General features: G+C 75.9%; 5 protein-coding genes (1 of these 5 cut by a window edge). All 5 read right to left on the reverse strand.

What is annotated here, in order from left to right; translation table 11 throughout:
• Tightly spaced (each overlapping or abutting the next), the 5 genes in view from ACZ6TV_RS47680 to ACZ6TV_RS47700 form a layout consistent with a single transcriptional unit that may run on beyond the window.
• Positions 1-3,834, reverse strand: a complete 3,834-nt coding sequence (locus ACZ6TV_RS47680) for an amino acid adenylation domain-containing protein (RefSeq protein ID WP_465306959.1) — start codon at positions 3,832-3,834, stop codon at positions 1-3.
• A complete protein-coding gene (locus ACZ6TV_RS47685) occupies positions 3,831-17,933 on the reverse strand; it encodes an amino acid adenylation domain-containing protein (protein WP_465306961.1) in 14,103 nt (4,700 codons plus the stop codon). Before ACZ6TV_RS47685 ends, ACZ6TV_RS47680 begins: the two co-directional genes overlap by 4 nt.
• Positions 17,930-22,666, reverse strand: coding sequence for an amino acid adenylation domain-containing protein (locus ACZ6TV_RS47690; RefSeq protein ID WP_465306963.1), 4,737 nt, complete (start codon positions 22,664-22,666; stop codon positions 17,930-17,932). Before ACZ6TV_RS47690 ends, ACZ6TV_RS47685 begins: the two co-directional genes overlap by 4 nt.
• A complete protein-coding gene (locus ACZ6TV_RS47695) occupies positions 22,663-24,312 on the reverse strand; it encodes a (2,3-dihydroxybenzoyl)adenylate synthase (RefSeq protein WP_465306965.1) in 1,650 nt (549 codons plus the stop codon). Before ACZ6TV_RS47695 ends, ACZ6TV_RS47690 begins: the two co-directional genes overlap by 4 nt.
• Positions 24,309-24,623, reverse strand: the end of a protein-coding gene (locus tag ACZ6TV_RS47700) for a salicylate synthase (protein ID WP_465306967.1). Its footprint extends 4,482 nt past the window's final position; only the last 315 of its 4,797 coding nucleotides appear in the window; the start codon falls outside the window, past its right edge; the stop codon is at positions 24,309-24,311. Before ACZ6TV_RS47700 ends, ACZ6TV_RS47695 begins: the two co-directional genes overlap by 4 nt.

The raw sequence follows: 24,623 nt of genomic DNA on the forward strand, positions 1-24,623 counted from the left end.
TCAATTGCCGGGATCGGCCGCGAACGCCGCGGCCGAGATGGGTCCGATCACCTGGACGGCGGCCGGGGACAGCAGGTCCTCGTGGCCGAAGGGGACCGGGTGGACGGTGAGCCGGCCGGTGACGTACGGCGCCCAGGCCCGCGGGTCCGGGCCGGCGGTGCCGTCGTCGGGCCGGGCCTGGACGAACACGACGTCGCCGGCGAACACGCCGGGGGTGCCGCCGGTGTCCACCCGGGACGCCGCGAGCATGCTCTCGGCCAGGGCGCCGATCCGGCCGGCGGTGAGGCCGGCGAGGACCCCGCCGTGCCGCTCGGCGATGCGGTGCGCGTCGGCGGCGGTGACGGCGTCCGGGTCGAGGCCTCCGGTGTCGTACCCGGCGCGGCGCAGCCACCCGTGCAGGAACCTCGGCAGGGCAACGGATTGCGGCCCGGCGGGCTCGTCGTCGCCAAGTCCCGGGTACCCGTCGAGCAGCACGAGCGCCGGCACGGTCCGGCCCTGGCGCTGCAGGCGGCAGGCGACCGCGTGCGCGAGGACCGCGCCGAGGGACCAGCCCAGCAGCAGCACCGGGCCGGTGGGCGCGGCCGCCGCGACCGCCGCGGCGTACCGTTCCGTGAGGCCCTCGAAGGTCACGCCGGCACCGGTCCCGGTGGCCTGCAGGCCGTACACGGGACGCTGCGGCTGCTGGTGGCTGACCAGCGCGGCGTAGGACCAGCTCAGGCCCAGCGCCGGCGGCAGGCAGAACAGCGGCGCGGCGGTGCCGGTGTCCCGCAGCCGCAGCAGCTCGTCGAAGGCGCCGTCGGGTGCGGTCTCCCCCGACAGCGTGGCGGCGATGCCGGCGGGGGTCGGGGTGCGGAACACCGCCCGGACGGGCAGGGCCGCGCCGAGCTCGGCCCTGATCCGGGCGACGAGACGGGCGGCGAGCAGCGAGTGGCCGCCGAGGGCGAAGAACGAGTCGTCGACGCCCGCGTCGGGCACGCCGAGCAGGTCCGCGAAGATCGCGCAGACCGCCTTCTCCTCGGCGGTCGCCGGCTGCCTGGTCGACGTGACCGCGAAGTCGGGCGCCGGCAGCCCCCTGCGGTCGAGTTTGCCGTTCGGCAGGGTCGGCAGCGCGGCCAGGACCACGACCGCGGCGGGCACGAGGTGGTCGGGCAGCCGCGCCGCGAGCCGCTCACGCAGGCCGGTGCCGGTGAGGCCGGAGCCGGTGACGTAGCCGACGAGGCGGGTCACGGCGCCGTCCCGGCGGGCGACGACGACGGCCTGGGTGACGCCGGGCAGCGCGCCGAGGACCGCCTCGACCTCGCCGGGTTCGACCCGGTGGCCGCGGATCTTCACCTGGTCGTCGGCGCGGCCGAGGAACTCGATCGTCCCGGCCTCGGTACGGCGGGCGAGGTCGCCGGTGCGGTACAGCCGGTCGCCGCCACCGAACGGGTTGGCCACGAAGCGGGTCGCGGTCTCCGCGCCGCGGCCGAGGTAGCCGCGGGCGACGCCGGCGCCGGCGACGTACAGCTCGCCGGGGACGCCGGGGGCGACGGGCCGTAGCGCGGCGTCGAGGACGTACGCGGCGAGGTTGGCGACCGGGCGGCCGATGTGCACGCCGGCGCCCGCCTCGATCGGGGTCCACAGCGCGTCGACGGTGCATTCGGTGGGGCCGTAGAAGTTGAGGGCGTGCACCCCGTCCGCCGAGGCGAGACGGTCCCACAGCGGGCCGCCGACCGCTTCGGCGCCGGTGGCGACCACGGACGGCGGCTGCGGCAGGGTGAGCAGACCGCCGGCCACGAGCAGTTCGAGCAGCGACGGCGGGACGTCGATGAAGTCGATGCGGTGCGCGTCGATGTAGGCGACCATCGCCGCGGGGTCGCCCATGAGCTCGTCGGGCAGGACGTGCATGGTGTGCCCGACGAGCATCCAGACGAGCGGGTCGACGGATCCGTCGAACGCGAACGACAGCGAGTTGAGCACGCGCAGCCGCCGGCCGCCGAGCCGTGCCGACGCCGGTTCCATGACGGCCCGGCGGTGTGCCAGGGCGAGGTTGACCAGGCCGGTGTGGGTGGCGACGACACCCTTCGGGCGACCGGACGAGCCGGAGGTGAACACGATGTAGGCGGCCGCGTCCGGTGCGGCCGGTCCGCGCGGTGTGCCGGTGCCGGTCCAGGAGGCCGGGTCGTCCGCTGCGACGGTGCCGTCCGGTGTGCCGGTCTCGGTGATGACGACCGCGGGCCGGGCCTGGTCGAGGACCGCGGCGATCCGCTCCGCCGGGTAGGCGGGGTCGACCGGGACGACCACACCGCCGGCCTTCCACACGGCGGCCATCGCGAGCGGTACCGACGCCGACCGGGGCAGCAGGAGCGCCACGGGCACCTCGGGGCCGACGCCGAGGCTTGCCAGGTGCGCGGCGAGCCGGTCGGCGCGGGCGGCCAGCTCCCCGAAGGTCAGCGGCCCGTGGTCGTCGACGACGGCGACCGCGTCCGCAGCCACGGCGACCTGCTCGGCGAGGAGGTCCACCGCGGTCCGGCCCGGGAACGGCGTCAGTGCCGCCGCGGCGGCGACGGCGACCTCGGCCGGGTCGAGCAGGTCGAGACGCCCGACGGGCAGGTCGTCGGGGGCGGCCACGAACGCGGCGAGGACGCGGCGCAGCCGCCGCCGGACCGTCTCGGCCGCCGCCGGTGTCACCCGGTCCGGGCGGACCTCGAGGAACAGCCCGACCCGCGGGCCGGGCTCGACGACGAGGGCGAGCGGGTAGTGGGTGGTGTCGGTGGTGTCGACGCCGCTGACCCGCAGGTCCATCGCGGCGCGGACCCGGTCGATGGCGTCGTCGTCGACCGGGTAGGACTCGACGACGACGATCGTGTCGAACAGGTCGCCGAGCCCGGCCGCGGCCTGGATCTCGCCGAGGTTCAGGTGGTGGTGCTCCACGGTGCCGGCCTGGGCGGTGTGCAGTGCCCGCAGCAGCCCGCCGACGGTGTCGCCGGGGCGCAGCCGCACGCGGACCGGCACGGTGTTGATGAACAGGCCGACCATGCCGGCCACGCCCGGCAGGTCCGCGGGGCGGCCGGAGACGGTCAGCCCGAACACGACGTCGCCGGCGCCGGTCAGCGCGCCGAGAACGACGCCCCACGCGGCCTGCACGACGGTGCCGGTGGTGACGCCGTGCCGGCGGGCGAGGCCGGCGATCCCGGCGGCGACGGTGTCGTCGAGGTCGACCCGGCCGACGGTGACCGGTCCGGCCGTGAGGGTGTCGCCGCGCGGGGCGGGTGCGATCAGCGTCGGCGCGGCCAGCCCGTCGAGGGCGTGCGCCCAGGCGGCTCTGGACGTGGCCGGGTCGCGGCGGCGCAGCCACGCCAGGAAGTCCCGGAACGGTGTGACGCGCGGCAGCGGGGTATCGGCGTACAGGGCGAACAGGTCCCGCAGCAGCAGCGGCGCGGACCAGCCGTCGAGCAGGATGTGGTGGCTGGTCATGACGAGCCGGTGTGTGTCCGGGCCGGTGCGGGCGAGCAGGAACCGCAGCAGCGGCGGCTCGTCCATCACGAACGGGGTGCCGCGGTCGGCCTCCAGCGCCTGCTCGAGGTCGCCGTCGATCTCCTGCCACGGCACGGTCACCGTGCGCAGCACGACCTGGACCGCGCCGGCGGCGTCGGCGACGAACGCGGCCCGCAGGTTGGCGTGCCGGGCGACGAGCGCGTCCGCCGCCGCGCGCAGCCGGGCCACGTCGAGCGGACCGGTGAGGTCCATCGACGTCTGCACCAGGTAGGCGTCGGCGCCGAGCAGCGCGTGGAACAGCAGCCCTTCCTGCAGCGGCGCGAGCGGGAGGACCTCCTCCACGTTGGACCGGCTCATGCGGTGCGCCACCTCGCCTCGAAGCCGTCGAGACGGTCCTGGTCGATGCTGACGAGGGCCATGTCCGACGGGGTGTGTCCACCGGCGTCACCGGCGGCGACGTGCCGGGCGAGCGCCTCGAGGGCGTCCCGCCAGGCGCCGGCGAGGGCGGTGACCTCGGAGGCGGTGAACAGGCCGGCGGGATACGACCAGGTGGCCCGCAGGACCGGACCGTCGGCGGTGACCTCGGCGAGCGCGGTGATCTCCAGGTCCGCCGCGGCCGGCGCCTGCGGGTCGGTGACCCCGGCGAGACCCGCGAACGTGGCGTCCTGCGTCCATGTGCCGCGGTCGGTGGTCCCGTCGTACCGGCCGAGGTAGTTGAACAGGATCTGCGGGCCGCGCGGCCGGGCGAGCACCGGCGCGGTCCGGTCGTTGAGCCGGCTGAGCAGGCCGTAGCCGATCCCGCGGTCCGGTGCCGCCCGCAGCCGCTCCTTGACGGTCTTCACCGCGTCCCCGGCGGCCGGGCCACCGGCGAGCGCGTCGCCGACGTCGACACCGGTCAGGTCGAGGCGCACCGGGTAGGTGGTGGTGCACCAGCCGACGGTCCGGTGCAGGTCCGCGCCGGGCACGACCTGCTCCTCCCGGCCGTGGCTCTCCAGGTCGACGAGCACGTCCGCGCAGTCGTGGCCGCGGGCGCGCCGCCAGGCGGTCACGGCGAGGCCGAGCGCCGCGAGCAGCACGTCGTCGGGGCCGGCGTGGAACGCCTCCGGCACGTCGGTGAGCACGGCCTGCGACACGTCGGGGGTCAGCCGGACCATGACGTCCCGCACGGTGGCCTGGACGTCGACGGCCGGGTCGATGGCGCGGCTGCCGAGGTCCGGTTCCCGCCCCGCGAGGGCGTCGGCCCAGGTCGCCAGCTCCGCCGTGCGGGCCGGGTCCGCAGCCGCGGCGTGCAGGCCCTGGGTCCAGCCGCGGAACGAGGTCCCGGCCGGGGCGAGCGGCTGCGACCGGTAGGCGGCGGCGAGGTCGGGCAGCAGGATCCGCCAGGACACGCCGTCGACGGCGAGGTGGTGGGCGACGATCAGGACCCGTCCGCCACGGTGACCGCCGTCGACCCAGACGACCTGGAGCATGACCCCGGCGAAGGGGTCGAGCCGGTCAGCGGCCGCGTCGACCTCGGCGCGCATCGCGGCCATCGCCGCCTCGCCCGCCCAGTCACCGTCGACGGTGACCTTCCGCACGGCGCCGCCCGGTGCCGCCTGCGCGGGTGGCACGGTCATCGTGAGGTCCGCGCCCAGCACGGCCCGCAGCATGGGGTGGTGCGCGACGACCGCGTCGACGGCCGCGGTCAGCGCCGGCAGGTTGACGTCGGCCGGGGCCTCGACCACGGCGGTCTGCGCGAAGCGGCGCCGCGGCCCGTCCCGCTCCAGGACGGCGAGCATCACCGGGGTCAACGGCACCGGGCCGGTCCCGCTGTCCTCGACGGCCGGCCGGGCCGCTTCCCGCTTCCGTGCGGCGACGCGGGCCAGGTCCGCGACGGTCCGCTGCTCGAACACGTCGCGGGGGGAGATGGGCAGGCCGGCGGCGCGGGCCTTCGCGACGAGCTGGATCGACACGATGCTGTCGCCGCCGAGGGCGAAGAACGAGTCGTCGACGCCGACGGTCGGTACGCCGAGGACGTCGGCGAACAGGTCGCACATGCGCTGCTCGTCGGCGGTGCCGGCGGCCCGCTGGGTGCCGCGCAGCACCGGCTCGGGCAGCGCCCGCCGGTCGACCTTCCCCGCCGCGGTCAGCGGGATCGCGTCCAGCACCTGCAGCGTCGCGGGGATCATGTGCTCCGGCAGCCGCTCACCGAGCCACCTCGTCACCTCGACGGGGTCGGCGCGGTGCCCCGGCAGGCTCACGACGTACCCGGCGAGGCCGGTGGCGCCGCTCGGCCCCTTGCGGGCCACGACGACGGCCTGCCGGACCGCCGGGTGCTCGCCGAGGGCGGCCTCGATCTCCTGCAGCTCCACCCGCATGCCGCGGACCTTGACCTGGTGGTCGGCGCGGCCGAGGAACTCCAGGGTGCCGTCGGCGGTCCATCGGGCGAGGTCGCCGGTCCGGTACAGCCTGGCGCCCGGCGTCCACGGGTCGGCGACGAACCGGGCGGCGGTCTGCCGCGGGTCGCCGACGTAGCCGCGGCCGAGCGGCAGCCCGCCGGTGTACAGCTCACCGCCGACGCCGGCGGGCACCGGGTTGAGGGCCTCGTCGAGGATGTGGATGCGGGTGTTCGGGTTGGGCCGGCCGATGCTGATCCCGTGCCGGTCCTCGCCGTCGCGGTAGAACTGGTGGCTGACACCGATGGTCGCCTCGGCGGGGCCGTAGCCGTGGTACATGACGGCGTCGAGCCGGTCCCGGAAGCGGGCGAACAGTTCCGGGGTGAGCGCCTCCCCGCCGCACCAGACGTGCTTCAGGGTGCCGGTGACGCCGTCGATCCCGGGCAGTTGCAGCAGCATGTCGAGCATCGACGCGACGAGGTACGTGAAGCTGACCCGGTGCCGGGCCATGAGGCCGAGGAGGTATTCGACGTCGCGTTCGCCGCCGGGCCTGGCGATGACGAGGGTCGCCCCGGTGACGAGGGGCAGGAAGATCTCGTTGATGGAGATGTCGAAGCTGAACGGCGCCTTGAACAGGGCGGCGTCGCCGGGTCCGAAGCCGAGCATCTCCCGCTGCCACAGCAGCCGGGCCGCGATCGCCCGGTGGCAGATCATGGCGCCCTTCGGGGTGCCGGTGGACCCGGAGGTGTAGATGACGTAGGCGAGCCCGGCGCCGTGCAGGGGCGCCTGCGGCACCTTGGCCGAGGAGGGCAGGGATCCGGCGAGGAGCACCGGCACGTCCAGCGGCGGCAGGCCTTCGCCGTCGAGGCTGATGACGGCCCGCAGCCGGGCGGTCGTGTCGATGTCGGTGATGCGCCGGGCCGGCCAGGACGGCTCCAGTGGCACGAACGCGGCACCGGTGCGCTGGATGCCGAGGACCGCCGCGACGAGTTCCACGCCGCGGTCGAGGTGGACGCCGACGACGTCCTCGCCGCCGATGCCGTGCGCGAGCAGCGCCGCGGCGACCGCGTCGGCGCGGCGGTCGAGTTCGGCGTAGGTGAGGTGCCGCTCGCCGTCGACGACGGCGAGCGCGTCCGGCGTCGCGGCCGCCTGCGCGGCGAACAGGCCGGGCACCGTGACCGGCGGCACCGGCGCCGCGGTGTCGTTCCAGCCGTGGATGAGCCGCTCCCGCTCGGCCGGTTCCAGGATGTCCAGCGCGGACAGCCGGGTGCCGGGCCGCGCGGCGAACGTGCCGAGGACCCGGACCAGCCGGTCGGCGATGGTCCGCACGGTGCCTTCGTCGAACAGGTCGGCGTCGTACTCCACGAACCCGTCGAACGACCCGTCGGCGGCCGGCCCGACGTTGACGGCGAGGTCGAACTTCGCGCCGGCGGTCCCGTCGGCGGCGACCGGTGTGGCGGTGAGCCCTTCCAGCCCGTCCGACGCCCGCGTCCCGGCGTTGCGGAAGTCGACCATCGCCTGGAACAGCGGGTGGCGGCCGGCGACCCGTTCCGGGTTGACGGCGTCGACGACCCGGTCGAACGGCACGTCGGCGTGCGCGTACGCGGCGAGGGCCGTCTCCCGGCAGCGGGCCAGCAGCTGCCGCAGGGTCGGGTCGCCGCTCAGGTCGGTGCGCAGCACGACGGTGTTGACGAAGAACCCGACCATGTCCTGCACCGCGTCGGTGTCCCGGCCGGCGGCGAGCGCGCCGAGCGGGAGGTCGGTGCCGGCGCCGAGCTTGCCCAGCAGCGCCGCGACCGCGCTGTACACGGTCATGAAGTCCGTGGCCCGTTCGCCCCGTGCGGTGGCGCGCAACGCCGCGACGACGTCGGCCGCGACGGTGAACCGCACCACGCCGCCCCTCCGGCCGGAGGCGGCGGACCGCTGCCGGTCGGCCGGCAACGGCGCCGCATCGGGCGCACCGGCGAGGGTCGTGGTCCAGAACCGCAGCTGGCCGGCGGCGAGACTACCGGGGTCGCCCGGGTCGCCGAGGACGTCGTCCTGCCAGAGGGTGTAGTCGGCGTACTGGGCCGGCAGCGGCGCCCACGCGGGTGCGGCACCGGCGCGGCGGGCCGCGTACGCCTCCGCCAGGTCGGCGAGCAGCGGCTCCATCGACCACTCGTCGGTGGCGATGTGGTGCGCGACGAGCACGAACACGTGCTCGCGCGGGGCCAGCCGCAGCAGGACGGCCCGGAACGGGATCTCGGTCCGCAGGTCGAACGGCTCACCGGCGATCGCCGTCGCGAGCGCCGCGACGTCGGGTCCGGCCGCGTCGCGCACGTCGAGCTCGACCCGGGGCGGGTCGACGACCAGCTGGTGGGGCGTGCCGTCGTCGTCCGGGAAGAGGGTGCGCAGGCTCTCGTGCCGGGCGACGACGTCGGTGAGGGCGGCCCGCAGCGCGACCGCGTCCAGGTCCCCGGCGAGCCGGACCACGAACGGGACGTTGTACGTGCCGGACGGTCCGTCGAGCCGGTGCAGGAACCACAGCCGTCGCTGCGCCGCGGACAGCGGCACCCGGGCGGGACGGTCCCGGCGGGTCAGCGGCGGGCGGGCGGCACCGGCCGCGCCGCTGCTCAGGTGAGCGGCGAGCCCGGCGACGGTCGGATGGTCGAACACGGCCCGCAGCGAGATCCCGTCGCCGAACCGGGACCGGATCCGTGACACGAGCCGGGCGGCGAGCAGCGAGTGCCCGCCGAGGTCGAAGAACGAGTCGTCGGCGCCGACGGTGCGGACGTCGAGGACGGCGGCGAACAGCTCGGCGAGCTGCCGCTGCGTCCCGGCGGCGGCCGGCACCCCGCCGCGCCGCGGTCCCCGTTCCCGGGCCGTGCCCTGGTCCTCAACCCTGCCGGCGATCTCGATGGTGCCGTTCGACGTCCAGCGGGCGAGGTCACCGGTGCGGCGCCGCCCTGTGCCGTCGTCCTCGCCCACGTACAGCTCGCCGGTGGCGCCGACCGGGACGGGTCGCAGGCCGTCGTCCAGGACGTACGCGCGCTGTCCGGCCGCCCACCCGGGCAGGCCGGCGGTCAGCTGTGCGCGTTCCGCGCCGGTGAGGACGTCCACCTGGGACAGCCGCTGGCCGGGATCCGCCTCCATCGCGTGCAGCACGGCCGCGACCCGGTCGAGGATCGCCCGGACACCGCCACGCTCGAACCGGGAGGCGTCGTACTCGACGGACCCGAGCAGCGCACCGGTTTCCTTGTCGACGGTGAAGCCGAACGCGAGGTCGAACTTCGCCGCCACCGGCTCGCCCGCGTCGAGCGGCACGGCCCGCACGTCGTCGAGGGCGGCGGCGGTGTCCGCCGGGTTCCAGAAGTCGACCAGGGTCTGGAACAGCGGATGCCGGCCCGTCGACCGGCCGGGGTTGACGGCGGCGACGACCTCGTCGAACGGCACGTCCGCGTTGGCGTAGGCGTCCAGGGCGGCGAGCCGGACCCGGTCCAGCACATCCCGCAGGGTCGGGTCGCCGGACAGGTCCGCGCGCACCACGACGGTGTTGACGAAGAACCCGACCAGGTCGTCGAGGGCCTGTTCGGACCGTCCGGCGACGAGGGCGCCGAGCGGCACGTCGACGCCGGCGCCGAGCTTGTGCAGGGTCACGGCGACGGCCGCGTGGACGAGCATCAGGTCGCTGGCGCCGGTCCCGGCCGCGAGGGCCCGTACGGCCGCGGTCGTGCCGGCCGGGATCTCGGCCCGGACCCGGCCGGCTCCCTTGCCGGCCGGCGCGCCCGCCGGGCGGTCGTCGGGCAGGGCGACGGCGTCCGGCAGACCGTCCAGCTCGCGCCGCCAGTGGTCGAGCTGGCGGGCCCGGGCACCGCCGAGCATCGCCTCGTGCCACAGGGCGTAGTCGGCGTACTGCACCGGCAGCGGAGCCCATCCGGGCGCGTCGCCGCGGCGCCGGGCGGTGTAGGCGGCGGCGAGGTCGCGCAGCAGCGGCGCCGTCGACCAGTCGTCGCCGGCGATGTGGTGCACCACGAGCAGCAGCACGTGCTCGGCGGGGCCGAGCCGCAGCACGGTGACCCGCACCGGGATCTCGGCCTCCAGGTCGATCGGCGCCGCGGCCAGCTCTGCGAGGTCTGCCGGCACCGCGTCCGGGCGGGTGTCGCGGACCGTGAACGGCACCTCCGGGTGTTCGAGGATCCGCTGGTACGGGCTGTCGTCCTTGGACGGGAAGACGGTGCGCAGGCTCTCGTGCCGGGCGACGACATCGCCGACGGCGGCCCGCAGCGCGCCGACGTCCAGCGGGCCGTCCAGCCGGGCGGCGAACGGCAGGTTGTAGGCGGGCGACGGTCCGTCGATCCGGTGCAGGAACCAGAGCCGGCGCTGCGCGGCGGACAGCTCCAGCCGCTCCGGCCGGGGCAGCGCGCCCAGCACCGGGCGGCCCGGGGCGGTGCCGAGGCCGTCGAGGTGCGCGGCGAGGCCGGCGACGGTCGGGTGGTCGAACACCGCCCGGATCGACAGGTCACCGCCGAACGCGGCCCGTACCCGCGCGATCAGGCGGGTCGCGAGCAGCGAGTGGCCGCCGAGCGCGAAGAACGAGTCGTCGACGCCGACGGGTACGCCGCCGAGGACGGCGGAGAACAGCTCAGCCAGCAGCCGCTCGGTGGCGGTGGACGGCTCGCGGGACGGACCGGCCGCGAAGTCCGGCGCCGGCAGGCCGCGCCGGTCGAGCTTGCCGTTGGGGGTGGCCGGCATCGCCTCCAGCCGCATGATCGCGGCCGGCACCAGGTGCGCCGGCAGCAGCCGGCCGAGCTCGCCGCGCAGCGCGCGGGGGTCGGCGCCGGCGGCGGAGGTGACGTAGCCGACGAGCCGCAGGACTCCCCCGTCCTCGCGGGCCACGACGACCGCCTGGTCGACGCCGGGAAGTCCGGCGAGGACCGTCTCCACCTCGGCGGGTTCGACCCGGAACCCGCGGATCTTCACCTGGTCGTCGGCGCGGCCCAGGAACTCCAGCGTGCCGACCGGCGTCCAGCGGACGAGGTCGCCGGTGCGGTACAGCCGCCCGCCGCCGCCGGACGGGTCCGCGACGAACCGTGCGGCGGTCTCCGCGGGACGCCCGGCGTAGCCGCGGGCCAGTCCAGCGCCGGCGAGGTACAGCTCACCGGGGACACCCGCCGCGACGGGGGCGAGACCGGTGTCCAGCACGTGGGCCCGGATGCCGGCGACCGGGCGGCCGATGTGCGGGGGCACGCCGTCCGTGATCGGTGTCCAGGCCGCGTCGACGGCGCATTCGCTGGGGCCGTAGCAGTTGAGCGCGGTCACGCCCGCGGCGCCGGCCAAGGCGTCCCAGACCTTCGCGGTGACGGCCTCCGCGCCGGTGGCGACGACGGACGGGACGTGCGCGCCGGTCAGCAGGCCGTCGGCGAGCATGAGTTCCAGCAGCGACGGCGGTACGTCGGTCATGTCGATGCGGTGCGCCCGGATGTGCTCGACGATCCGCGCGGAGTCGCCCATCAGCTCGTCCGGCAGCACGTGCATCGTGTGCCCGGCGAGCATCCACACCAGCGGGTCCAGGGATCCGTCGAAGGCGAACGACAGGACGTTGAGCACCCGCAGCCGGCGCCCGGCCCGCGCCGCTGCGGGGTCGATGACCGCGGCGCGGTGGGCCAGGGCGAGGTTCGCCAGCCCGCCGTGGGTGCCGATGACGCCCTTCGGCCGGCCGGTGGAGCCGGACGTGAAGATCAGGTATGCGGCCGACTGCGGACCGGCGGGGCCGCGTACGACGCCGGTGCCGGTCCACGCGCCTGGTCGGTCCGCGGCGACGACGGCACCGCCGAACCCGGTGAGCCGGTCGCGGGTGGCCGACGAGGCGACCACGACGGCGGGGGCGGCGTCGGCGAGGATCATCGCCACCCGGTCGGCGGGGTGGCCCGGGTCGACCGGGACGGCGACGGCGCCGGCCTTCCACGCGGCGAGCATCGCCACGACGACGTCGACGGAGCGGCGCAGCACGATGCCGACCCGTGCCTCGGGTCCGGCGCCGTGGGAGACGAGATGCCCGGCGAGGCGGTCCGCTCGGGCGTCGAGCTCTCCGAAGGTCAGCGACGCCGGCCCGCACACGACGGCGACCGCGTCGGGGTCCGCGGCGACCTGCTCGGCGACCAGGTCGACGGCGGTCCTGGCGGGCGGGGCACCGGCCGTGCCGCCCCACCGGTCCAGCTCGGCGCGTTCGGCCGCGGTGAGCAGGTCCAGGCCGGCGATCGGCGCGTCCGGCCGCTCGGCGAACGCGGTGAGCAGGTCCAGGGTCCGGCGCAGTGTCGCGGTGACCGTGTCGCGGTCGAAGACGTCGGCGCGGTACTCCAGTTTGACGCGCACCACGTCGGCGTCGGGCATCAGCATGAACGTCATCGGGTAGTGCGTGTAGCCGCGGGACCAGCCGACCTCCGCCCGCAGTCCGCCGGCCGCACCGGCGTCGAGCAGGTCGGCGGTGTCCAGGGGGAACGTCTCGAACACCATGAGGGTGTCGAACAGCGGGCCGTCGAGGACGCCGGTGACCCGCTGGACGGCGTTGAGGCCGAGGTGCTGGTGCTCCAGGACGGTGGTCTGGGCGTGATGCAGGCGGGCGAGGAGTCGCCGTGGCGTGTCCGACGGTGTCCAGCGCACCCGGACCGGCACGGTGTTGATGAACAGGCCGACCATCTCCTCGACCCCGGACAGTTCCGGTGGGCGGCCGGACACGGTGGTGCCGAACACGACGTCGCAGCGGCCGGTGAGCCGGCCCAGGGTGATGCCCCACGCGGCGGTGATGAGGGTGTTGAGGGTGACGCCGCAGCCGCGTGCGGTGCGCTCCAGGCGGCGGGCGAGGCCGGCGGGCACGACGTCGACGACCTCGTCGGGGACGACGACACCGTCCAGCGTGCGGTGGCCCGCGAGCAGGGTCGGCTCGTCGACGCCGTCGAGGACCTCGGCCCACGCGGCGATCGAGGCGTCCGGGTCGCGGGCGGCGAGCCAGGACAGGAAGTCGGCGTAGGGGCGCGGGCGGGCGGGCAGCGGCGCGCCCTGGTACAGCGCGAACAGGTCCCGCACGACCAGCGGGGTCGACCAGCCGTCCAGGACGAGGTGGTGGTTGGTGACGACGAGCCGGTGCTCGTCCTCGCCGAGGGTCACCAGGGTGAGGCGCAGCAGCGGCGGCGCGGTGAGGTCGAATCGGGCCGCGCGGTCCGCTTCGAGGAACGTCTCCAGGTCCGCGCCGGCCATGCGCAGGACCGTCAGCGCGGGTTCGGCGCGGCCGAGGACGATCTGCACCGGGTCGGTGCTGTCGTCGCCGAACGCGGTGCGCAGCATCGGGTGCCGGGCGATGAGGGCCGCGGCGGCCGCGCGGAGGCGGGGCACGTCGACCGGTCCGGTGAGCGTGACGACGAGCTGCACCGAGTAGAGGTCGACGGCCTCGGCGTCGAACAGGGCATGGAACAGCAGGCCCTCTTGCAGCGGCGACAGCGGCAGCACATCGGCGAGCGCCGGGTGCCGTGCCTCCCACCGGTCGACGTCGGCCTGGGTGGCGCGGACCAGCGGCAGGTCCGACGGGGTGCGGCCGCCGGCACCGGCCCGCCGCGTGTGGGCGGCCAGCCCGGCGAGCGCGTCACCCCACAGGGCGGCGAGGCGCTCGACGTCGGCGTCGGTGAACACGCCACGGGGGTACCGCAGCAGCATGTCGAGCCGCGGACCGCCGGCAGCGTCCCGGGCCACGACGTTGGCGACGAGCGCGGCACCGGCGGGCAGGTCCGGGTCGGCGGCCGGCAGGACCCCGCCGAACGCGTGCCCGGCGAAGCCGATCGGGTCGGCGGCGTCGTCCGCGGCGCCGGCGCGGCCGACGTAGTTGAAGAGGATCTGCGGCTCGGGGTGGCCGCCGAGCTCGGCGGCGGTGTCCGGGTGCAGGAATCGCAGGAGGCCGTAGCCGGCGCCCCTGTCCGGCAGCGAGCGAAGGTGCTCTTTGACCCGTTTGAGCAGCGTGCCCGCGGCGGTGCCACCGGCGAACGCGTCGTCGAGGTCGAGGCCGGTGACGTCGAGCCGGACCGGGTACTGGGTGGTGAACCAGCCGACGGTGCGGGCCAGGTCGGCGCCGGCGACGAGCTGCGCCTCGCGGCCGTGCGCCTCCACACCCACCACAGTGGACAGTGTGTCGGCGCCGCGTTCCGCGCCCCACCGGGCGACCGCGAGACCGAGCGCGGCGAGCAGCACGTCGTCGACGCCCGCGTGGAACGCGGCCGGCACGCCGGTCAGCACCGCCTGGGAGACGTCGGCGGGCAGCGTCGTGACCGTCTCGGCGACGGTGGCGCGGGTGTCCACGGCCGGGTCGAGCCGGCGCGCGCCGAGGGTCGGGTCCGCGCCGGCGACGACGCGCCGCCACCGGTCGAGCTCGCCGGTGCGGTGCGCGGCCTGCTCCCCCAGCCGCCTCGCCCACGACCGGAACGACGTGTGCACCGGCGCCGGTTCGCCGCCGGCGAGGGCGATGCCGAGGTCTTCGGCGAGAATCCGGCAGGAGTACCCGTCGGTCGCCAGGTGATGACAGGTCAGCAGCAGACTGCCGGCGGTGCCGGCGGTGCCGGCCGCCTCGAACCAGGTCGCCTGGACGAGGACACCGGCGGACCGGTCGAGCCGGGCGACGGCGGCGGCGTGCTCGCGGCGCAGCAGCTCCCCGTCGGCGGGATCGAGGGTGACCCGGCGCAGGACGTCCGCGGCACGGACGGCACCGGCGGGGAGCACCTCGAGACGCCGTCCGTCGCCGGCGTCGGTGAGGCGGGCGCGCAGCATGTCGTGCCGGTCGAGCACGGCCTGCACGGCACGGGTGACGTCGGGCAGGCCGAGACCGGCGGCGACCGGCACGGCGACCGCCTGCGAGAACCGCTCGAACGGTCCGCCCCGGCCGAGGAACGCGTGCATGATCGGTGTCAGTTCCACGTCCCCGACCCCGTCCGCGGGCGCGGCGACCGGCGCGGCGGCGACCGGGGTGCTGGCCGCGGCGAGCTGCGCGACGGTCCGCAGCTCGAACACCTGCCGCGGGGTGAACGTCAGTCCGGCCTTGCGGGCCCGGCCGACGAGCTGGATGGAGGTGATGCTGTCGCCGCCGAGCTCGAAGAACGAGTCGTCGACGCCGACCGGGCCGCCGCCGAGGACCTCGGCGAACACCTCGGCGAGGACCGCCTCGACCGGGTTCTGCGGGGCGCGTCCCGTCGTGCGCGCGGCGGTGAAGTCGGGTGCGGGCAGCGCACCGCGGTCGAGCTTGCCGTTGGTGGTCAGCGGCAGCGACGGCAGCGCGACGATGGCGGCGGGCACCATGTGCTCCGGCAGCCGCGCCGCGAGGTGGGCCCGGATGTCCGCGACGGTGGCGGGGCCGCAGACGTATGCGGCGAGGTAGGTGCCGCCGGGTCCGTCGGTACGAGCGGTGACCGCCGCCCCGGTGACGCCGGGCACGGCGGCGAGCGCGGACTCGACCTCGCCGGGCTCGATCCGGAACCCGCGGACCTTCACCTGGTCGTCGGCGCGGCCGATGTACTCCAGTTCGCCGGTGCCGTTGCGGCGGGCGAGGTCACCGGAGCGGTACAGCCGCGCGCCGGGTGCGCCGAACGGGTCGGCGACGAACCGGGCGGCGGTCAGGCCGGGCCGCCCGAGGTAGCCGCGGGCGAGCTGCGGCCCGCCGACGTACAGCTCCCCGGCGACACCGTCGGGGACGGGTCCGAGACCGCTGTCGAGCAGGTGCACGGTGAAGCCCGGCAGGCCGCGGCCGATGACGCTCGCCGCGGTGTTGAGGGCGGCCGGATCCAGGGGGCGGTGGGTGACGTGGACGGTGGTCTCGGTGATCCCGTACATGTTGACCAGCGCGGGCCGGCCGGGCCGCCGGGCGTGCCAGCCGGTGAGGCGGGCCGGGTCGAGGGCCTCGCCGCCGAACACGACGTAGCGCAGCGCGAGGTCGGTGCCGGGGCGGTCCGCGTCGGCGGCGGCCAGCTGGTAGAACGCCGACGGGGTCTGGTTGAGCACGGTGACCCGCCGCTCGGCGAGCAGGTCGAGGAGGTCCGCGGGTGAGCGGGACACGTCGTGCGGGACGACGACGAGGCGGCCGCCGTGCAGAAGCGGGCCCCAGAGCTCCCAGACGGAGAAGTCGAACGAGAACGAGTGGAACATCGTCCACACGTCGGTGTCGGCGAACTCGAAGAGCGGCCGCGCGGCGGCGAACAGCGTGACCACGTCGCGGTGGGTGACGGCGACGCCCTTCGGGGTGCCCGTGGATCCGGAGGTGTAGATGACGTACGCGGTGTTGTCGAGGTGGGTGGTGACGGCGGGCCGCGGGCCGTCCCCGGCGGCCGCGCCGGGATCGACCCTGGGCAGGGCGGAGCCGGGCAGGTCGGCCGCGGCGACGACGGCGACGGGCGCGGCGTCGGCCAGCAGGAACGCGATCCGCTCCGCGGGGTAGGCCGGGTCGATCGGCAGGTAGCCGGCGCCGGCCTTCAGCACGCCGAGGGCCGCGACGACCAGGTCGGCGCCGCGTTCCAGCAGCACCGCGACCAGGTCCTCCGGGCCGGCGCCGAGCGCGGCGAGCCGGGCGGCGACGGCGTCGGCGCGCCGGTCGAGTTCGGCGTAGGTCAGGTGCACCGCACCGAACTCGACGGCGACGGCGTCAGGGGTCTTCGCGGCCTGCGCTTCGAACAGCCCGGCCAGGCCGGTGCCGGCGACCGGCGGCACGTCGGTGGTGGCGAGGGCGGCGGCGGCCGCCGACTCCTGGGCGGTGAGGACGCTGACGGTGGCGACCGGCGCGGCCGGGTCGGCGGCGATCGCCTCCAGGACCGTCCGGAGCCGGCCGAGCAGGGTCCGGGCCTGCGCCTCGTCGGCGACGTCCGGCCGGTACTTGACGGTGACCTCGAGGCGGCCGCCGGCCGGCATCACCATGACGGTGAACGGGTAGTGGGTGGAGATCGGCCGGTGGACGTGGGAGGCGCGCAGCCCTGCGGCGGCGATCGCGTCGTCGATCGCGGTGTTGTCGAACGGGAACGACTCGAACACGAGCAGGCTGTCGAAGAGTTCGCCGGTGCCGAGCGCCTTCTGGATGTCGGCGAGCCCGGCGTGCTGGTGGTCCAGGAGCGCGGCCTGCTCGGCCTGCAGCCGGCGGGCGAGGTCGGCGACGGGTTCGGCGGCGCGCAGCCGGACGCGGACGGGGACGGTGTTGATGAACAGGCCGACCATGTGCTCGACGTCGGGCAGGTCGGCGGGGCGGCCGGAGACGGTCGCGCCGAACACGACGTCGTCGCGGCCGGTGAGCCGGGCCACGACGATGCCCCACGCGACCTGGGTCAGGGTGTTGAGGGTGACGCCGAGCGACCGGGACAGCTTGCGCAGCGCCGACAGCAGTCCCGGCGGGAGGTCCTCGACGATCTCGGCGGGCAGCACGGGCCGGCTGTCGCGGGCGGCGGGTGCGAGCGCGGTGCCGTCGGTGACGCCGTCGAGTGCGCGCCGCCACACGTCGACGGACGCGGCCGGTTCCCGTCCGGCGAGCCACGCCAGGTGATCCCGGAACGGCCTGGCCGGCGGGAGGTCGGTGCCGCCGCTGTACAGGACGAAGAGGTCCCGCATGAGCAGCGGCGTCGACCATCCGTCCAGGACGATGTGGTGGTTGGTCAGCACGAGCCGGTGCCAGTCGGGGCCGAGGGTGAGGACCATGGCCCGCAGCAGCGGCGGTTCGCCGAGGTCGAAGCGGGTGGTGCGGTCGGCGGCGAGGATCGCGTCGGCGCGTTCGGCGCCGCCGGGGCCGGTGCAGTCGTGCTCGGTCCACGGCGTCCGGACCTCGCGGAGCACGACCTGGACGGGTTCGCCGACGTCGCGGACGAACCCGCTGCGCAGCGCCGTGTGCCGGGCGACGAGCGCGGCGACGGCGCCTTGCATCCGGGCCGCGTCGAACGGGCCGTCGAGGTCGACGACCAGCTGCGCGATGTACACGTCCACCGCGTCGCCGCCCGCGCCGGCGGCCGCGCCTTCGTCGAAGGTGGCGTGGAACAGCAGACCCTGCTGCAGCGGGGTGAGCGGGACGATGTCCTCGATCAGTGAGGCGGAGTTCATGCGCGCTTCCATTTCGCCTCGAGGGAGTCGATCTGCTCCTGGTCCAGGGACACGAGCGTCAGGTCCGACGGGCTGCGGCCGCCGGCGCCCGGGCCCTCGGCGTTGCGGACGAGGCCGCGCAGTGCCGCGCACCACAGGTCGGCGAGGTCGGCGACGGACGGTTCGTCGAAGACGCCGGTGGCGTACATCCAGTGCGCGGTCAGCCGCGGCCCGTCCGGGGAGTCCTCGGTGATCGCGTTGACGACGAGACCCGCCGGCAGCGGCATGTCCGGGTCGTAGGCGGCGTCGAGGCCACCGGCCGGCACGCTCCAGCCGTCGGTGCCGGCGCCGGTGAACCGGCCCAGGTAGTTGAAGCCGAGCTGCGGCTCCGGCAGCCCTTCGAGGTGCCGGCCGGACTCGGGGTGCAGGTGCCGCAGGACGCCGAAGCCGATGCCGTGCTCGGGCAGCCCGCGCAGGTGTTCCTTGACCCTGCGGACCGCGGCGCCGGCCGCCGGGCCGCCGGCGAGGGCGTCGTCGACGTCGATGCCGGCCAGGTCGACGCGGACCGGGTGCTGGCTGGTAAACCAGCCGACGGTGCGGGACAGGTCGGTGCCGGGCGCGGCAGACTCCTGCCGGCCGTGGCCTTCCAGCAGCACGAGGTTGGACCGGGCGGGGGTGCCACGGTCGCCGGACCAGGCGGTGACGGCGAGGCCGAGCGCGGCGAGCAGGACGTCGTCGACGCCGGCGAAGTAGGCGGCCGGGACGGCGCCGAGGACCGCGCCGGTGACGGCCGGATCGACGGTCACGGTCACGGAGCGGACGGTGGACCACGTGTCGGTGGCCGGGTCGGGGCGGCGGCTGCCGAGGATCGGGTCGGGGCCGGCCAGGACGCGCTGCCACACGGGCAGCTCCGCCTGCCGGTCCGCGGCCCGCGCGGTGAGGGTGTTCGCCCACGTGCGGAACGCGGTCGGCACGGGCGGCAGGGTGACCTGCGTGCCGGCGGTGACGGCCCGCCAGGCGGTGGCGAGGTCCTCGACGATGACCCGCCACGAGACGCCGTCGACGACCAGGTGGTGCGCGACGATCAGCAGCCGGGCGGGGTGCAGCGGTCCTTCGTCGAACCAGACGACCCGCAGGACCTCGCCGGCAGCCGGGGCCAGTCCGGCGGTGGCGGTGGCGAGTTCGGTGCCGTCGCCGGGGCCCTCGACCCGGCGCAGCACCGACGCGGCGGTGACGGTGCCGGCCGGGCGGAACTCGAGCTGCGGTCCGTCCGCGGCGCGGGTGAGCCGGGCCCGCAGCGCGTCGTGCCGGTCGATCACGGCCTGCAGCGTGCGGTGCAGGGCCGCCTCGCCGACCCCGGCCGGGCCGTCGACGAGCACGGACATGCGGTGCCCGTCGCCGAGCGGGCCGCGGGCGGCAAAGGACCGCATGATCGGGGTGAGCGGCACCGCGCCGGTCCCGCCGGTGTCGCCGGCCGCGGTAGCGGCGGCCGGCTGTTCGACGGTGACGACGCGGGCGAGGGCCTCGATGGTGCGGTGGGTGAACACGTCGTTGGGGGTGAGTCGCAGCCCGGCGCGGCGGGCCCGGGCGACGAGCCGGATCGACACGATGCTGTCGCCGCCGAGGGCGAAGAACGACTCGTCGAGCGCGACGCTCTCCCGGCCGAGCAGGTCGGCGAACAGGGTCGCGAGGGTCCGTTCGACGTCGGTCGCGGGCGCCCGCCCGGCCCGCTCCGGCTCGGCCGTGGCCGGCCCGAACGACGGGGCGGGCAGCCGGCGCTTGTCGGCCTTGCCGGACGGGGACAGCGGGACCGCGTCGATGAGCGTGAACGTGGCGGGCACCATGTGGTCGGGCAGGGCCGCGGCGACGTGCGCGCGCAGCCCGTCTGCGTCCAGGGAGGCGTCCGGGGAGGCGTCCGTGGCGGGCACGACGTAGCCGGCGAGGTAGGTGCCGCCGGGTCCGTCGGTACGGGCGGCGACGACGGCCTGGGCGACGTCCGGGTGGCGCAGCAGCACGGACTCGATCTCGCCGGGCTCGACCCGGAAGCCGCGGATCTTCACCTGGTCGTCGGCGCGGCCGAGGAACTCCAGGGCGCCGCCGGGCAGCCACCGGACGCGGTCGCCGGTGCGGTACAGCCGGTCGCCGGGCGCGCCGAACGGGTCGGCGACGAACCGGGCGGCGCTCAGGCCGGGCCGGCGCAGGTAGCCGCGGGCGAGCTGGACGCCACCGACGTACAGCTCGCCGGCGACACCGACCGGGACCTGCCGCAGCCGCTCGTCCAGGACCCGGCAGACGGTGTTGCTGACGGGCATGCCGACCGGGACGGCGCCGGCCGGGGCGACCCCGCCGTCGATCGGGAACAGCAGGCAGCCGACGGTGGTCTCGGTCGGTCCGTACTCGTTGATGACGTCGAAGTGCCCGGCCGGTGGGCGCCAGTCGCCGAGCGCCTCGCCGCGCAGCGCCTCACCGGCGATGACCAGCGTGCGCGGTCCGGCGTCGGCGAAGCGTACCGACGACAGCAACGGCAGATGGCTCGGCGTGATCTTCAGGAAGGTCGCGGCGCCGGCCGCGTCGGCGATGGCGTCCGGGGAGTCCGCGCACAGCTCAAGGGTGCCGCCCGCGACCAGGGTCGACAGCAGCGGGGTGACGGAGAAGTCGAAGGAGATCGACGAGTGCATGAGCGTGTGCCCGGACAGGCCGAGGAACCGTTCGCCGGCCCAGGCGAGCTTGTTGCTCAGCGACCCGTATGACACGACGACGCCCTTCGGCACGCCGGTGGAGCCGGACGTGTAGATGACGTACGCCGGGTGCTGGGCGAGCAGCGGCGCGACCCGGTCGGCGTCGGTGACGGGGTGCCCCGCGTGCGCGGAGAGGTCGGCGGTGTCGAGACGGACGACGCGGACGCCGGGGGTCCCGGGCAGCCGGTCGGCGGCGTCCTCGGTGGTGAGCAGCAGGCCCGGCCGGGCGTCGGCGAGCATGAACCGGACCCGGTCGGCCGGGTAGTCGGGGTCGACGGGGACGTAGGCGGCGCCGGCCTTGAGCACGCCGAGCACGGCGACGACCATCTCCACGGAGCGGGGCACGGCGATCGCGACGGTGTGCTCGGGTCCGACCCCGTCCGCGGCGAGGAGCCTGGCCAGGCGGTTGGCCCGCTCGTCGAGGTCGGCGTAGCTGATGTGCCGGCCCTCGGCGAGGACGGCGGTGCCGCGCGGAGTGGCGGCGGCCTGCGCGGCGAACCAGTCCGGCAGCAGCCGGGTCTCGGCCGGCGCGGCGGTGTCGTTCCACGCGGTGAGGTCCGCGAGCTGCGCGGCGGTGAGCAGTTCGAGGTCCGCGAGGGGCCGGTCGGGGTCGGCGGCGACGGCGTGCAGCAGCACGTCGAGGTGTTCCAGGAGCTGCTCGACGACCGCGCCGGCGTGGCGGGACTGCGGGTGGTTGGCCTCGACGGTGAGGTCGTCGCCGTCGGTCTCCACGGCGAGGGTGAGGTCGAAGCGGGCGGCGTCGCCGGCGACGTGCCGCCGCACGGCGGTGAGCCCGGCGGCGCGGAACGGCGCGAGCACGGGGCTGCGCTGTGACAGCACGACGTTGAACAGGCCGGCGTCGCCGCGGCTGCGGTCCGGGTCGACGGCGCGGGCGACGTCGTCGAGGGCGACGTCCTGGTGGGCGTACCCGTTGAGGCAGACGCGCCGGGCGCGGGCCAGCAGGGTGCTGAACGTGTCGTCGGGGCGCAGGTCCATGCGCAGCGCGATGGTGTTGCCGAGGTAGCCGATCACCTCGTCGCCGCCGGGCAGGTCACGGTTGACGACGGGCGCGCCGATGACGAGGTCGTCGGCGCCGGTGTACCGGTGCAGGAGCGCGGTGACGGCGGCGAGCAGGACCATGAAGGTGGTGGCGCCGTCGCGGCGGGCGAGATCGCGCACGAGCCTGGCGGCACCGGGGCGCAGCGGGCGGGACCGGTCGGCGCCGGCGGTCAGCGTGGCGCCGGTGAGCATCGGCAGGTCGAGCGGTTCGGGCAGCGCGGCGAGGTGCTCCCGCCAGTAGCGCAGGCCGGTCCCCTGGTCCGCGGCGGCCCGGTCGGCGGCCCGGTCGGCGGCCCGGTCTGCGGCCCGGTCTGCGGCTCGGTCTGCGGCGAGGGCGAGGTCGGCGTACTGCCTGGCGGGACCGAGGTCGGTGCCGGGCCGGGCGTAGCCGGCCATCAGGTCCGCGAAGAAGATCGCCGAGGTGGCGTCGTCCCAGGCAATGTGGTGGGCGACGAGGACGAAGGTCGAGGTCCGCGGGCCGGTGACGATGAGCCGGGCCCGCAGCGGCGAGTCGGTGGCCAGGTCGAACGGTGCCGCGGCGAGGTCACGGCACAGCGCGTCGGCCCGCTCCGGGGACGCCTCGTGCCGGTCGAAGGCGGCCGGCAGGTGCTCGTGCACGACCTGGCTGACCTGACCGTCGTCGCCCAGGTGGTACGTGGTGCGCAGGATGTCGTGCCGGGCGACGACCGCGTCCAGGGCGTGCCGCAGCGTGTCCGCGTCGACCGGGCCGGTGAGGTCCAGGGCGATGCGGATGTTGTAGCCGACGCTGTCGCGGTCCAGCTGCTGCACCGACCACATCCGCCGCTGCCCTGACGCCAGCGGCCGGTTGCCCTCCCGCGCGCCGGCGGGCGGGTCGATGGTGGCGAGCGCGGTGCTGAGGTCGCGGGCCGCCAGGGTCCGGCGCAGCAGCTCCCGCCGCAGCGCGGCGACGTCCTGGGTGCGGTGCTCGGTGCTCACGTCGTGGCCTTTCCTGAAGGTGCGGTGAGACCCGCGACCAGGTCGCGCTTGCTGATCTTGCCGACGGCGGTCAGCGGCATCTCGTCGACGACGACGAGCCGGTCGGGCATCTTGAAGCGGGCCAGGCCGCGTTCGGCGAGGAACGCTTTGACGGCCTTGAGTTTCGGCGGCGCGGTCCCGGCGTTCGGCACGATGACCGCGCACACGGTCTCGCCGAGGACCTCGTCGGGCAGGCCGACGACGGCGACCTGCGCGACCGCCGGGTGGGCGAGGACCATCTCCTCCAGCTCGCCGGACGGCACCTTCTCCCCGCCGCGGTTGACGACGTCCTTGATGCGGCCCTCGACGACGAGGTGACCGGTCGGCAGGACCCGCACGAGGTCGCCGGTGCGGAAGTACCCGTCGGCGGTGAACGCCGTCGCGTTGTACGCCTCGGCGCGGTAGTAGCCGCGCAGCGTGTACGGGCCGCGGGTGAGCAGCTCGCCGACCTCACCGGCCGGCACATCGGCGCCGTCCTCGTCGACGACGCGGATCTCGTCGGCGGGGCTGAGCGGGCGGCCCTGGGAGATCTCGACGAGGTCGGCGGGGTCGTCGGCGCGGGTGTAGTTGAGCAGGCCTTCGGCCATGCCGAACACCTGCTGCACGGCACAGCCCAGCGCCGCCGGGATGCGGCGGGCCAGGTCCGCGTCGAGCTTGGAGCCGCCGACCTGCAGCAGCCGCAGGCTCGTCACGCCGTGCGGTTCCGCCTCGGCGGCCTCGACCCAGAGGCGGGCCAGCGGCGGCACCAGCGCCGTCACGGTGACCCGCTCCTGCCGGACGAGGTCGAAGACCACGTCGGGGCTGGGCGCCGGGGCCATGACGACGGTCGCGCCGACGCCGAGGGCGCCGATGAGGCCGGGGCAGGCGAGCGGGAAGTTGTGCCCGGCGGGCAGCGTCACCAGGTACCGGTCCGCGGCGGTCAGCTCGCACACCTCGGCGCTGGCGCGGGCGTTGTACGCGTAGTCGTCGTGGGTGCGCGGGATGAGTTTCGGCCGGCCGGTGGTGCCGCCGGAGATGAGCAGCGCCGCCACCGACGACGGTTCGACCGGGGCGAGCCCGGCCAGCACCGCCGGGTCACCGGCCACAGTGGACAGTGCGGTGTAGTCGCCCGGGTCGCCGGCGACGAGGACGTGCCGCACGCCCGGCACCGCCTCCAGTACCTCGGCGGCGAGGGTCCGGTGGTCGAAGCCCTGCACGACGTCGGCGACGACGTACCCGACGGCCTGGGACAGCTCGGCGAGGTGGGTGATCTCGGCGCGGCGGTGCGCGGGCATCGCCAGCACCGGCACCGCCCCGATCCGGGCGAGGGCGAACAGGACGACGACGAAGTCGGCGGTGTTGGGCAGCTGGACGACGAGCCGGTCGCCGGCGCGGACGCCGAGGTCGTGCAGGCCGGCGGCGAGCTCGTCGACACGCTGGTCCAGTTGCGCGTACGTGAGCCGCTGCGGCGCGCCGACCGGCCCGGACACCAGGGCGGTCGACGGTCCGTAGGCGCGGGCCCAGTCGCGCAGCAGCCCACCGAACGTCGCACCGGTCCAGTACCCGCCGGCGCGGTAGGCCGTGGCGAGGTCGGCCGGCCAGCCGACGGCACCGTCGAGCAGGGTCATGCGGACACCTCCGGGAGTTCGCCGAGACCGGCGATGACGTCGTCGTCGCTCATCGCGGCGATCTGCAGGACCACTTCCGCGATCGACTCCAGCCGTCCCGGCCGCTCCTGCCCGCGGGTCAGCTCCGCCGCCAGCCCGGCGACGGTCGGCGCGGCGAACAGCGACCGGACCGACACGGTGCTGGTGTCCAGCAGGTCCCGCAGCCGGGCCACCACGGTGACGGCCAGGACCGAGTCGCCGCCGACGGCGAAGAAGTCGGCGGTGGCACTGATCCGCTCGGCGCCGAGCACCTCCCGCCAGGCCAGGTCGAC

The organism is Dactylosporangium sp. NPDC051087 (genome assembly GCF_055586325.1).

Excerpts from the sequence above, each read along its gene's own strand:
- ACZ6TV_RS47680 (WP_465306959.1), bottom strand. The coding sequence starts at position 3,834 with ATGAGCCGGTCCAACGTGGAGGAGGTCCTCCCGCTCGCGCCGCTGCAG.
- ACZ6TV_RS47685 (WP_465306961.1), bottom strand. The coding sequence starts at position 17,933 with ATGAACTCCGCCTCACTGATCGAGGACATCGTCCCGCTCACCCCGCTG.
- ACZ6TV_RS47695 (WP_465306965.1), bottom strand. The coding sequence starts at position 24,312 with ATGACCCTGCTCGACGGTGCCGTCGGCTGGCCGGCCGACCTCGCCACG.